We start from the raw sequence: 14,089 nt of genomic DNA, 5'->3' as shown, positions 1-14,089 counted from the left end.
GTATAATTACTTTTTATGTGCATTTTTAATAAAAAAGTGCATTATTAATCCAAAATTAATGAAAGAAATCAAAATAAAAGTGTTATAATTTACTAAATTTGATAAATTTTTAAATTGCTACCTATCAATCATTTATGAGAGTCCTTAAAAAAATCTTTTGGGTATGCGTTTTAGTATTTTTGGCGCAATGTGGAAAAAATACAGAAGCAACAGATAATGACAATCTGTTCAAGTTCAAAAACTACATTCAGTACACGACTACTGGGATTACTTCTGTTGTAAAACCAATACGTGTTGAGCTTACAAATCCCGTCTCCACCTTCGAGGTAAATTCGGAGATACCACAAGATATCCTAAAGATTTCTCCGAATGTGAAAGGTAAATTATCTTTAGAAAATAGTCAACGATTGGTTTTTCTACCTGAGGAAAGTTTAAAACCAGATACAGAATATACAATTAAGGTTGCGTTGGATAAATTATATACGAATGTTCCTTCGGAATTTAAAACGTATACTTTTCAGTTTAAAACAATCGAACCTGATTTTGCGATTAACACAACTTCGATTCAATCTTATGATACGGATTGGCAATATTTGAATGGAACTATCAAAACTTCGGATATTGTTTCTATAGAAAAAGCAAAACAATTAGTTAAAGCATCTCAGTTTGGAAAAGATCTTTCTATAAAATGGGAAGATTTTGACAAACAAAATGATTTTTTCAATTTTAAAATTGATAGTATTCAAAGAAAAGATGATGATACGAAAGTAATAGTTACTTGGAATGGAGAAGCTATTGATAGTGATAAAAAAGGAGAAGATGAAATTACGATTCCTGGAAAAAATAATTTTTCAGTTTTAAAAGTAAATGTTGTTCAAACTCCACAACAGTATGTGGAAATCAATTTTTCGGATCCACTTCAAAAAAGTCAAAATTTTAAAGGTTTAGTTTCTATTGAAAACACAAATAATTTAAAATTTTCTGTAGAAGGAAATATATTGAAAGTTTATACGCCAAATCGTCTTGCAGGAACATTAAATGTAGATATTTTTCAAGGAATAAAATCTACGACTGGTTTTAAACTAAAAGAGACTATCACAAAAAATATCGCTTTTCAGCAAATTAAACCACAAATCAGAACAGTTACAAATGGCGTAATTCTTCCTGATTCTAAAAATTTAAAATATAATTTTCAGGCAGTAAACTTGAGTGCTGTAGATATTCGTGTGGTAAAAATTTATCAAAACAATGTACTTCAGTTTTTACAAAATCATAGTATTGCAGATCAGGATTCTTATAACATTCGAAGAGTTGGAAGAAAAATTTTGAAGAAGAAAATTGAGTTGATTAAAAGTCCAATTGAAAACGATGGAAAATGGAAAACATATGCAATTGATTTATCAGAATTAATGCAAACTGAAATTGGAGCTATTTATCAAATCGAAATAAATTTCAAAAAAGAATATTCGCTTTATAAATGTGCTGGAGGAATTGACAATAAAGAAGAAAGTGAATATTATGATGATGAATATTACGAAGATGAATATGAAGAGTATGAGAATAATCAAGAAGAATTGGATGCAGATGAAAGAGAAGAAAAATACTGGGACAATTTAATTTATAATTATAAAAGGTATAAATCTTATCGTTGGGAAGATAGAAAAGATCCTTGTAAAGCGGCTTATTATGATAATAATTATAATAACAAAGGTATCGTTACAAACTTACTTGCTTCTGATATCGGAATTGTTGTAAAAAAAGGAGAAGACAATACGTGTCATTTTATTGTAACAGATTTAATGACTACAAATCCTATCGAAAATGCATCGATTACGATGTATAATTACCAACAACAAGAAATTGCAAAAGCAAATACAAATCAAGAAGGTTTTTCAGTTTTAAAACCAAAAGCTTACGGATATTTTGCGACAGTTCAGAAAGGAAATAGCATCAGTTATATCAGAATGAAAGATGGAAATTCGCTTTCGCTGAGTAATTTTGATGTTTCTGGAAAGAAAATAAAGAAAGGAATCAAAGGTTTTGTTTATGGAGAAAGAGGAGTTTGGAGACCAGGAGATACTTTACATTTGAATTTTATTTTGGATGATAAATTAAATCCGCTTCCTTCAAATCATCCGGTGCAAATGCAATTACAAGATCCGCATGGAAAGATTACTTATAAAAAAGTACAATCTCATGGAACAAATGGATTTTACAAATTTGATATTCCAACAAATACTACAGATGAAACTGGAAATTGGTTAGCAACGGTAAATGTTGGTGGAGCTAGTTTTGAAAAAACAATCAAAATTGAAACGATCAAACCAAATCGTTTAAAAATTGATTTAGATTTTGATGAAGAAATTCTTTCAGTGAATGAACCTATTTCTGGAAAAATTCAATTACACTGGTTACATGGAGCAATTGCTAAGAACTTAAAAACAAATATTTCTTTAAAACTAAGACCAATCAAAAGTGCTTTCAAAGATTATAAAAAATATACTTTCTATGATTTAGCAAGAAGTTTTGAAACTAGAGAAATGAATTTCTTCGAAGGAGAAGTAAATGCCGAAGGTTTTGCAGATTTTTCTAGAGATATTGATTTAGAACAGCAAGCTCCAGGAATGCTTCAAGCTTCTTTCTTGACAAAAGCATATGAGAAAGGTGGAGATTTTTCAATTAATGTTACTTCGAAAAATTTTGCACCTTATGAATCTTTTGTTGGTTTAAAAAATCCTGAACCAAATCAATATGGATCTTATGAAACAGACAAACCTTACCAGTTTGATGTAGTAAGTGTTTCTAAAGATGGAAAACCAAAAGCGAATCGAAAATTAAAAGTAGATATTTATAAAATCAATTGGCGTTGGTGGTGGAATTCTAGCGAAGAAAACTTGTCAAATTATGTTGGAAGTGATTATCACCAACCTTTTAAATCTTTCGAAATTTCTACAAATGGACAAGGAAAAGGAAAATTTGATGTCAATATTCCTGATGCAAAAGGTGGAAGATATTTCATTCGAGTTTCAGACACAGAGTCAGAACATGCTACAGGAACAAAAGTTTATTTCTATGAACACTGGTGGAGAACTCCTTCAGGAGCAAATCCAGAATCTGCAAAAATGTTAGTTTTCTCTACAGACAAAAAAGCTTATAATGTAGGAGAAACTGCAACAGTTACTTTCCCTTCAAGTTCGGAAGGTCGAGCTTTAATAAGTATAGAGAATGGTTCGAAAGTAATCAGTACAAAATGGGTGAAAACTAAAAAAGGAACAACTACTACTTCTTTTGATATAACAGAAGAAATGACACCAAATGTGTTTATCAATATTTCTTTAATTCAACCTCATGCGGTAACAGGAAACGATCTTCCAATGCGATTGTATGGAGTAATTCCGATTACGGTTGAAAATCCGAAAACACATATATATCCAGAAATTGAAATGCCAAAATCTATTATGCCAGAAAAAGATTTTACTATAAAAGTGAAAGAAAAATCTGGAAAAAGAATGACTTATACAATTGCAGTTGTAGATGAAGGTTTATTGGATTTAACGAATTTCAAAACGCCAAATCCTTGGGATGAATTCTACAAAAGAGAAGCACTAGGAGTGAAAACTTGGGATATTTATGATAATGTAATGGGAGCTTATAACGGAAGTGTAGATCAAATTTTCTCTGTAGGAGGAGATGGTTCTTTAAACAAGAATAAAAATTCAAAAGACAATAATAGATTCAAACCAGTTTCTATTGTTCTAGGTCCTTTTGTGCTAAAAGCTGGAGAAACGGCAAGTCATAAAATAAAAATGCCAAATTATATTGGTTCGGTTAGAACAATGGTTGTTGCAGGAGATCCTTCGAAAGGAGCTTATGGAAAAGCAGAAGAAACAACACCTGTAAAGAAACCTTTAATGGTCTTGGCTTCGATTCCTAGAAAATTAAGTCCTGGAGAAAATATGAAACTTCCAGTAACTGTTTTTGCTATGGAGAAAAACATCAAAAATGTGAATGTTTCTCTGAATTTAAGTGATGGATTAAAAGTAATTGGAGATAAAACAAAACAAATAACTTTTAGCAAGCCAGATGAAAAAGTAGTTTATTTTGATGTACAGGTTTTAGAAAAAGAAGGGATGGGTAATATAGAAGTATTAGCTTCTTCAGCAGGAAAGAAAGCTAGCTATGAAACTCCTATTTCTATTTACAATCCAAATCCTATTACTACCAAAATCGAAACTTATGATGTAGAAAATAGTCAAACTACTTCGATAGATTTTACACCATTTGGTATTGAAGGAAGTAATGAAGTAAAAGTGCAATTCTCTACGATTCCTGCAATTGATTTTTCAGGAAGAATGGAATATTTAATTCGTTATCCTCATGGTTGTGTAGAGCAAACTACTTCGAGTGTTTTTCCACAATTATTTATGGATGCTATTTTTGATTTAAATGATCAGACAAAAGATAAGATCAACGAAAACATTCAAAATGGAATTATTCGTTTAGGAAACTTCCAATTAGCAAACGGAGGATTGAGTTATTGGCAAGGTGGTACTTCTGTAAATGAGTGGGGAACAAACTATGCTGGACATTTCATGATTGAGGCTGAAAAGAGAGGATATAGTTTACCTATTTCATTCTTGAGTAGTTGGCTACGTTTCCAAAAGAAAAAAGCACAAGAATGGAGACCTTCTTATAATAGGTCTAATGGAGATTTTATACAAGCTTATCGTTTGTACACACTAGCACTAGCTGGTTATCCAGATTTAGGAGCGATGAATAGACTACGTGAGTTTAAAGAAATTTCGAACAATGCAAAATGGCGTTTGGCAGCTGCTTATGCTTTAGCAGGACAAAAAGATGCTGCAAATCAAATTGCGAGTACTGCAAATGTAGATTTTGAAACAGATAATTATAGAGATTATTACACTTATGGTTCTAGAGATCGAAATAGAGCAATGGCTTTAGAAACAGAAGTAATTTTAGGTTCGAAAGGTCAGAGAAAATTATCAGAGCGAATTGCAAAAGATTTGAATTCTAAAAGATGGATGAGTACACAAACTACAGCTTATTGTTTATTGGCAATAGCAAAAATGGTAGAGAAAAATGGTGGAAAATCAATGGATATCGAATATATAATCAATGGGAATACAGAGAAACTGAAATCTGATAAAGCTTTAGCAGAAAGAAGTCTTGATTTTAAACTTGGAACAAATTCTTTAAAAGTAAAAGATTTGAAAGGAAATAAAGTTTATATCCAATTAGTTTCTTCAGGAAAACTTCCACTTGGAAAAGAGTTAGTAGAACAAAGAAACTTAAACGTAAATGTATATTACGGAAATATGGACGGAACAGAAGTAAATATTTCTAAACTTTCGCAAGGAACTGAATTTACTGCTACATTAACAATCGAAAACTTGACAGATGAATATGTAAATGATATTGCACTTACAGAAATTATTCCTTCAGGATGGGAAATTGTAAATACTCGTTTTACAGATTATGAAAATCCAGAAAGTAGCAAAACGGATCATATTGATATCCGTGATGCTAAAGTGAATTTCTATTTTAGCTTAAACAAAAATGAGACAAAAACTTTCAAAATCTTGTTGAACGCCACTTATCTTGGAAAATATTATTTACCAGGAATTCAAGCAGAAGCTATGTATGACAATGAATATTTCATACACAAAGATGGTCAGTGGGTTGAGGTTGTAAAATAAAACCTTATAAATAATAAAAAAAACAGAAGATGATTGGTTTCTTTTCATCTTCTGTTTCTTTTTATAGAGGTTTGTAAAAATTCTTTTTTTAATCATTAATATGAATACCACTGCTGTTGCGAAGGATAACTTTTCGATGTTGTAAAGTCCAAAAATTGTACTCTTTTATTTCCATCTATCTGATACGTTTGTGTTTTATTCTCACCATTTCTTCCTCGAATATTTACTTTTATTGAATTCATCCCTTGATGTAGTGGAATTCGAACATAATAAATAGAATTTGGTAAAGATTGCCAGTTTCTCGTATCAGCTTTTTCAGTCAATGCATTGAAGATTCCAAGTACTGCACCTATATCCTGATTTTGATTTCTCACCGTATATTCAGTAGTTTTTTTGACAGCCAAACGCAATGCAGCTTTTCCTATCTCTCGAAGCATTCTATCTTTTAAAGTTTCAAAAGCAATAACCTTAAAATCTTCTGCTTTTTCAAACTTATAAGAATTCAAACCTTCCTCTGCGTTTCCACTTGTGTAAACGGGCTTTCTATCCACATATTTTGGAATTGCCATATTGAATGTTTCAAAATCAGAAAACCTTGTAGATCTGCTATTACTTGGTAAAGGTACTGGAAGTATTAAATCAAAATCTTCATTCACAATAGAAACAACTCCTCCTTGACCTTTTACAAATGAAAAATTAATAAATGTTTGATCTTTATATGGAACTAAACCATTATCCCAAAAAATTATTAATTCTCCTCCTGTGTTTTGAGGTTTTTCATATCGTAAATTAAATTTTCTTTCATACTTCAAAGCTTCATCCGTAAAACCTAAAATATGTGCTGTACGAATTAGATCTTTTTTTAATTGTAATGGAAGATTTACACCAAAATAAGTTCCGCCATTTTTTTCATAAAGATCCACAGCATTTCGATAAGAAATAAAAGCATCATTTACATTTCCAGTAGATTCGTATAACATTCCCTGAAAATTCAATGCAAAAGCATCTGTAGTATATCTATTTTTCTTTCCTGCCGGATATTTATCATTGATTTGTTGCAATTGCAAATTCAATCTTTTTAACTCCACAATAGCTTCATCTGGCTGATTTAAAAAAGTATAATTTAAAGCTTTATAATAATGAATCATTACTTTTTCAAAATCTTCAGGAGCAAAATCTTTCGTTTCGGGATTTGTAAGTAGTGCTAATGCTTCTTCTCCAATATTTTTTTGATAATCTTCAATAGCATAATCTGCTTTGTTGAAAAACTCATTACTTTCTTTATACTGATGTAAGTCATGAGCAACAGTTCCTTTTTCCATATAATACAAAAGCAAATTTCTTTTTTTCTTCAAGAATTTATTTTTGTCTATTTCTTTGTTAGCCAATTCATATTGTCCATTGTTTAAAGCGCTCTGATAAGAAGCACTTTTTTCATGATAAGAAGCACAGCTTACCAAAAACAAGAAACAACCAAGAAAACTATAATATAAATATTTCATCAGACAACACACTTTTTAAAAAATGCTCTCTAGGGAAAGAGAGCATTTCAGATAAATTATAATTAAGAACTGTTATTATTTTTTTGTTTAAGAAAGGTTTAGTTTTCAATAAACTTCTTGATTTTCTTATCACCAATCCAAACAGTTTCGTTTGTTTCAATATTTGTCAATTCTAAATTGATTTGGTAATAAACAACTTTTTCTTTTTTATGCGCATCTACAATAGAATTGATTGTTCCTTGTAACATGAAGTCAGCTCCAAGTTCTTTTCCAAATTTCTTTACAGTAGATAGCGAAGAGTTATTTTGTTGATCTGCTCTTTCTGCTCTCAATTCCTCACGGAAAGCTCCTCCTTTTACCAAACGAACTCTTCCACTACGAATAAATGATTGCTCGATATCTTTTATAAAAGTTTCTGCATCAATATGCTCATGAGATTTGTTTCGAACTAAACCTACAATTACTACAGGTTCTTTTCCAAATTTTGTTTTATACCTATCCAACCAAGCTCCTGATAAAACTTGTTGAATCATAGCCTCTGAAACCTCTCTTGAGTCAGTATCATTCCATCTTCCGCTAATATCAATTGTTTGATCCGGACTTACACGTTGTATTTTTCTTGAACAAGAGTCTAAAGAGAATACTAAAATAAAGCTTAATGTAGCTAGTAAAATGACTTTTTTCATACTTACCTATTCGTTAATTTTGATATATATACTTGTTTATTTTCGATTAAAAATATAATCCATAATTGAATGAAAACGGATTGTAATATCTTCCCCAGTTGTTCCATCCCCAACCAAAATTGATAGATGATCTAGGTACTTCATAATATTCTACATATCCATTTTTATATTTTTCCATACGTTCTTCATGTCTCCATTTCAAACGTTGTGCACGATATTTTTTCTTAAGAGCTTTCAATTCTCTTTTTTCTTCCATCGGATCAATAGCTTTATAAGTTTGCTGAAGTGTAGTTCCTTCTAAAGCCACATATTGCTGACCTTCCTTCATATATTTTTCTTGACTTATTTTATAATTTGGATTTTGGTCATAATCCAAAGATTCGCTGTTTTGTTGTGCAAACAAAAACGAACTAAAAAATAGCGCTATGATTGGTAGAGTTTTCATAATATAAATTTAGGTTAAATTCTTTTTTATTAATCCAATATTTATGCCAATTCCTTGTTAAACATTAATTAAAACACCAAAAAATAAACTCTTCAATAATAAGTTTTGAATTTTGTTTTTTAAATGAAAATTATCAGCTTTTTTAAAATAATATTAGAAAAAGTAGAATTTGTGCTTAAAACAAATGAATTCAGTATTTTTGCCACATGAGAGAAATTTCACAAAAATTAACTGAAAAGCTGGAGAAGAGAAAAGAAAACAATGCATTTAGAACGCTTTCGACGAATTCTTTTTGCATCGATTTTTCTTCAAATGATTATATCGGTTTTTCAAAAAACAAACATATTTCAGAGAGAGTTTTAGAAAAAGTACACAGTTTTCAAAATGTAAATGGAAGCACTGGTTCTAGACTTATTTCTGGAAATAGTTCTTTGTATCAAGAAATTGAGCAGTTTTTAGCAAATTTTCATCAAACTGAAAGCGCACTTCTTTTTAATTCTGGATACGATGCAAATGTTGGTTTTTTCTCTTCGATTCCGCAACGAGGTGACACTATATTATATGATGAATTAGTTCATGCTTCGATTCGAGATGGAATTCGTCTTTCCAATGCAAATGCTTTCGGTTTTAAACACAATGATCTTGAAAGTTTAAAATTGAAATTTCAAAGAGCAAAAGGAGATGTTTATATAGTTGTAGAATCTATTTATTCTATGGATGGAGATGCTGCAAATTTGAAAGAAATCGCAGATTTTTGTCAAGAAAATAATTGCTATCTAATCGTTGACGAAGCACATTCTACTGGGATTTATAGTGAAAATGGAAAAGGTTTTGTAGATTTTCTAGGTTTAAATGATATCGTTTTTGCAAGAATCCACACTTTCGGAAAAGCAATCGGATGTCATGGAGCTGTTGTTTTAGGAACTAAAAATCTTTGTGACTATCTAGTTAATTTTTCACGTTCTTTTATTTATACAACTGCAATGCCAGTTCATTCACTTTTAACCATAAAAGAAAGTTTTGAGGAATTAAAGACAACCAATGCTATCGAAGAATTGAAATCTAAAATTCAATTTTTTAAAGAAACTATTAAAGAATTAGACTTAGATAAAAAATTCATCGAGAGCGAAAGTCCAATTCAATGTTGTGTTTTAAGTGGAAATGATTTTGTAAAAAATATTGCAAAAAAATTACAAGAAAATAGTATCAACATAAAACCAATTCTTTCTCCAACTGTTCCAAAAGGAGCTGAGCGTTTACGTTTTTGCATTCATAGTTATAATTCAATAGAAGAGATTCAAGAAGTTTGTTCGATTTTAAAACAAGCTATTCAAGAATTCCAACCAGAAATGATCTTAGAAAGTTTAGAAACTGTTCATTAAATCAAATTAAGTTCCCCTCTTGAGAGCAGGGCTGTCAGGTCCTCCATTTTTTAAATTGAAAACCTGGTGCACTTTTGTAAAGTGTGCCCATTGTTTCTAGTATTTGTGTGGTCACGAGTTACAAACTCGCACCAGCGATTATATAAAATTAATAAATCAGACTAGAACTTGACAGCCCTGCATCTTGAGAGGGGCTAAGGGTGTGTAATAAAATTTTTACTTTTTTTTCAAAGAAATGTATCTTTGTGAAAAAGCGAATCTTTTGAATAAAACAACCATTTCATCCGTTTATGAAAAATCGCAGCAATTAAAAGAGATTGTTCCGATTTTGCTTGAAGAGAAATCAAAGATAGAAATAGAGAATACTGTTGGTTCTTCACTTTCCTATGTTATTGAGCAACTTTTTAAAAAGACTGAAAACCCGTTTCTTTTAATTTTTAATGACAAAGAAGAAGCTGCTTATTATCTGAATGATTTGGAACAATTAATCAATCCAAAAGATGTGTTGTTCTATCCAGGTTCTTACCGCAGACCTTATCAGATTGAAGAAGTTGATAATGCTAATATTTTACTTCGTGCAGAAGTTTTGAATCGAATCAATTCTAGGAAAAAACCGAGTATTATTGTTACTTATCCAGATGCAATTTTCGAGCAAGTTGTTACCAAAAAAGAATTAGAAAATAATACATTAAAATTAAGCGTAAACGAAAAAGTAACTCTTGATTTTGTAAATGAAGTTCTTTTTGAATATAATTTTAAAAGAGTCGATTTTGTTACAGAACCTGGTGAATTCTCTGTTCGTGGAGGAATTATAGATGTTTATTCTTTTTCTAACGAAGATCCATATCGAATTGAATTTTTTGATGATGAAATTGAAAGTATTCGTGTTTTTGATATCGAAACTCAGCTTTCTACAGAAAAAGTTTCAAAGATTTTGATTATGCCAAATGTAGAAAACAAAACACTTCAAGAAAAAAGAAGTAGTTTTCTTTCTTACATTTCTCCAAAAACGATTTTGTTTTATAAAAATGCAGATTTAATCGCAAATCGTTTAGATAATTTATTCAAAAAAGCAGAAGAAGCTTTCGAAAAACTTTCCAAAGAAATCAATCATGGAAAACCAAAAGAACTTTTCTGTAATGGTGAAATGATTTTAAATCAATTTGCAGATTTTAAAACTGTTTTCACTCAAAAAACGAATGAAAAAACACATTTTTCAGCAAAATTCAATATAAAACCACAACCTTCTTTCAATAAACATTTTAATTTATTGATTGAAAATTTACAGAAAAATACTTCTGAAGGAATCAAAAATTATCTTTTCTGTACAAACGAAAAACAAGCACAACGTTTCCATGATATTTTTGAAGATATGGAGGAAGAAGTTTCTTATGAAACGATTGTTTTTCCGCTTTATCAAGGTTTTGTGGATTTAGATAATAAAATTGCTTGTTATACCGATCATCAGATTTTTGAACGTTACCATAAATTTCAGCTTAAAAATAGTGCGCAAAAAAAGCAATCTATCACATTAAAAGAGTTGAATACGCTGGAGATTGGAGATTATGTAACGCATATTGATCACGGAATTGGAAAGTTTGGTGGACTTCAAAAAATCGATGTCGAAGGAAAAAAACAAGAAGCAATTAAGCTGATTTATGGTGATAGAGATATTTTGTACATCAGTATCCATTCGTTACATAAAATTTCAAAGTTCAACGGAAAAGATGGAAAACCACCAAAAGTTTATAAACTTGGTTCTGGAGCTTGGAAGAAAGTAAAACAAAAAACGAAATCGAAAATCAAGCATATTGCGTATAATTTGATTCAATTATATGCAAAAAGAAGATTGCAAAAAGGTTTCCAATTCCAGCCAGATACATTTATGCAACATGAGTTGGAAGCAAGCTTTATGTTTGAAGATACACCAGATCAATACAGCGCAACGCAAGCCGTAAAAGCAGATATGGAAAAACAGAGTCCGATGGATCGCTTGGTTTGTGGGGATGTTGGTTTCGGAAAAACAGAAGTTGCAATTCGTGCGGCATTTAAAGCTGTAGACAACGGAAAACAAGTTGCTATTTTGGTTCCGACAACTGTTTTGGCTTTCCAACATTTCAAAACTTTCTCAGAAAGACTGAAAGATTTTCCTGTTCGAATTGATTATTTGAATCGTTTTAGAACAGCAAAACAAAAAAATCAGGTTTTAAAAGAACTTTCTGAAGGAGCTATTGATATTGTGATTGGAACACATCAGTTGGTTGGAAAAAATGTTTCTTTTAAAGATTTAGGTTTATTGATTATTGATGAAGAACAGAAGTTTGGAGTTGCTGTAAAAGACAAATTAAAAACCGTAAAAGAAAACGTAGATACTTTAACATTGACTGCAACGCCAATTCCAAGAACTCTACAGTTTTCATTAATGGCAGCAAGAGATTTATCTGTAATTTCAACGCCTCCACCAAACAGACATCCGATAGAAACACAAACAATTCGTTTCAATGAAGAAATCATTCGAGATGCACTACAATACGAGATTTCTAGAGGTGGACAAGTTTTCTTTATTCATAATAGAATTGAAAATATCAAAGAAGTTGCTGGAATGCTACAAAGATTAGTTCCGGATGCAAAAATCGGAATTGGTCACGGGCAAATGGAAGGGAAAAAACTGGAAGAACTAATGCTTTCTTTCATGAATAATGAATTTGATGTTTTAGTTTCTACCACAATTATTGAAAGTGGATTGGATGTTCCAAATGCCAATACAATTCTAATTAATAATGCCAACAATTTCGGGCTCTCAGATTTACACCAAATGCGAGGAAGAGTTGGTCGTTCGAATAAAAAAGCGTTCAGTTATTTCATCACACCTCCTTATCATATGATGACGGAAGATGCAAGAAAACGTATTGAAGCACTGGAAATGTTCTCTGATTTAGGAAGTGGAATCAAAATCGCCATGAAAGATTTAGAAATTCGTGGAGCTGGAGATTTACTTGGTGGAGAACAAAGCGGATTTATCAATGATATTGGTTTTGATACCTATCAAAAGATTTTAAATGAAGCTATTTTAGAACTAAAAGAAAACGAGTTTAAAGACTTATATGTTTCCGAAGAAACAGAGAAAGTTTATGTAAGAGAAATTCAAATTGATACGGATTTCGAAATGCTTTTCCCTGATGATTATATCAATGTAATTGCAGAAAGACTGCGTTTGTATAATGAATTAGATGCACTTCAAAACGAAGAAGAATTAGTAGCTTATGCAAAAAGGCTAGAAGATCGATTTGGAGATTTACCATCACAAGCAGAAGATTTATTAAACATGGTTCGTATCAAATGGATTGCAAAAGATTTAGGTTTCGAGAAAATCATCATGAAAAAAGGAAAGTTAATTGGATATTTTGTCTCAGACCAACAATCGGATTATTACCAATCTGAAACTTTTACCAAGATTTTACAATTTGTACAAATGAATCCAACAGCTTGTAAAATGAAAGAAAAACAAACTAAACAAGGTTTACGCTTACTTCTAACTTTTGATAATATCACTAATGTAGACAAAGCTTTGAAAAGCATAAAACAAGTTCAAGGATAAAAGAAAAGGCTACTGTTTAGTAGTCTTTTTTATTTTTTAAAGTTTAAATATCTTATTAACTCAAATTTGGGCGTTCCCTTCGGGTCGGGCTTTGCGCTACTAGTTTTCTTTTTCCAAAAAAGTTTTTCTAAAGAAATACGTGGGCTTCTTAGGTCGCCTCCGTTTTCTAAGAAAAAACAAATTTTTGAAAAAAAGAAAAGCTAACCGCTACAATCCCTTTCGCAAAAAAACTATTATTTAAATGTTTCTTAAATGAAAGCCCTTTTTTCTTTTTCTTAACTAAAACTACTTCCTGAATTTTATAATTTTAATTTACTAAAGAATGAAATTATGAAACTAAAGATATTTTTCGCTTTATTATTTGTTACTTTTTTAGGGTTTTCTCAGTCAAAAGAAATTGAGAGTGTAACATATGTAGCAAAGACAACAGGAGGAGCTTCTGCATCAATAAAAGTTCATATGACACCAAGTAAAACCACTTTTGAAAAAAATGGTGTAAGTCAAACTTTTGATACAGATCAGATACTTTGGAAAAAAATAAATAGAGATGTTCGAAAAATCAATCTTTCAGATATTTCCAATTTAAAATCTCCAACAAATCGTAGAGCTTATGGCGGAGCGCTTACAGCAACTTTAACGGTAGATGAAGGTGAATTTGAATATACTTCCTCTAAGTTTGATGATGGAACGCCTCCTTCGCTAATAAAGCAAATAGTAGATGATTTGATGTATATTATTCGAAAACATATATAGGAT

Annotated in this window: 7 protein-coding genes; 4 read left to right on the top strand and 3 right to left on the bottom strand. The window is 30.7% G+C overall.

Features of this window, described 5'->3' with window-relative positions; translation table 11 throughout:
- Positions 1-134 precede the first annotated feature (134 nt).
- The gene (locus I0K12_RS15915; RefSeq protein ID WP_196889132.1) at positions 135-5,720 is read left to right on the top strand and encodes an alpha-2-macroglobulin family protein; all 5,586 of its coding nucleotides are present in this window, start codon (positions 135-137) and stop codon (positions 5,718-5,720) included.
- A 95-nt stretch (positions 5,721-5,815) separates the two neighbouring features.
- On the opposite strand, the gene I0K12_RS15910 is transcribed toward I0K12_RS15915, so the two are convergent.
- The 3 genes from I0K12_RS15910 to I0K12_RS15900 form a co-directional block, all read right to left on the bottom strand.
- The gene (locus tag I0K12_RS15910; RefSeq protein ID WP_196889131.1) at positions 5,816-7,222 is read right to left on the bottom strand and encodes a COG3014 family protein; all 1,407 of its coding nucleotides are present in this window, start codon (positions 7,220-7,222) and stop codon (positions 5,816-5,818) included.
- A 98-nt stretch (positions 7,223-7,320) separates the two neighbouring features.
- The gene (locus tag I0K12_RS15905) at positions 7,321-7,908 is read right to left on the bottom strand and encodes a penicillin-binding protein activator LpoB (protein ID WP_196889130.1); all 588 of its coding nucleotides are present in this window, start codon (positions 7,906-7,908) and stop codon (positions 7,321-7,323) included.
- Positions 7,909-7,954: 46 nt separating this feature from the next.
- Positions 7,955-8,353 (bottom strand): hypothetical protein, encoded by a 399-nt coding sequence (locus I0K12_RS15900; RefSeq protein ID WP_196889129.1) that lies wholly within the window; start codon positions 8,351-8,353, stop codon positions 7,955-7,957.
- 206 nt (positions 8,354-8,559) lie between these two features.
- On the opposite strand from I0K12_RS15900, the gene I0K12_RS15895 reads away from it, so the two are divergent.
- The 3 genes from I0K12_RS15895 (at position 8,560) to I0K12_RS15885 (ending at position 14,086) form a co-directional block, all read left to right on the top strand.
- Entirely contained in the window at positions 8,560-9,735 is a 1,176-nt protein-coding gene (locus tag I0K12_RS15895) for an aminotransferase class I/II-fold pyridoxal phosphate-dependent enzyme (RefSeq protein WP_196889128.1), read from the top strand.
- A gap of 262 nt (positions 9,736-9,997) precedes the next feature.
- The gene (mfd, locus tag I0K12_RS15890) at positions 9,998-13,333 is read left to right on the top strand and encodes a transcription-repair coupling factor (RefSeq protein ID WP_196889127.1); all 3,336 of its coding nucleotides are present in this window, start codon (positions 9,998-10,000) and stop codon (positions 13,331-13,333) included.
- A gap of 330 nt (positions 13,334-13,663) precedes the next feature.
- Entirely contained in the window at positions 13,664-14,086 is a 423-nt protein-coding gene (locus I0K12_RS15885) for a hypothetical protein (protein WP_196889126.1), read from the top strand.
- Positions 14,087-14,089 lie beyond the last annotated feature (3 nt).

Source organism: Aureivirga sp. CE67 (assembly GCF_015767245.1).
Lineage (GTDB): Bacteria > Bacteroidota > Bacteroidia > Flavobacteriales > Flavobacteriaceae > Aureivirga.
This window is presented reverse-complemented; position numbering and strand designations above follow the sequence as displayed.

Bases quoted from the DNA above. Each gene is read 5' to 3' on its own strand.
- I0K12_RS15915 (WP_196889132.1), top strand. From the start codon at position 135: ATGAGAGTCCTTAAAAAAATCTTTTGGGTATGCGTTTTAGTATTTTTG.
- I0K12_RS15910 (WP_196889131.1), bottom strand. From the start codon at position 7,222: ATGAAATATTTATATTATAGTTTTCTTGGTTGTTTCTTGTTTTTGGTA.
- I0K12_RS15905 (WP_196889130.1), bottom strand. From the start codon at position 7,908: ATGAAAAAAGTCATTTTACTAGCTACATTAAGCTTTATTTTAGTATTC.
- I0K12_RS15900 (WP_196889129.1), bottom strand. From the start codon at position 8,353: ATGAAAACTCTACCAATCATAGCGCTATTTTTTAGTTCGTTTTTGTTT.
- I0K12_RS15895 (WP_196889128.1), top strand. From the start codon at position 8,560: ATGAGAGAAATTTCACAAAAATTAACTGAAAAGCTGGAGAAGAGAAAA.
- I0K12_RS15885 (WP_196889126.1), top strand. From the start codon at position 13,664: ATGAAACTAAAGATATTTTTCGCTTTATTATTTGTTACTTTTTTAGGG.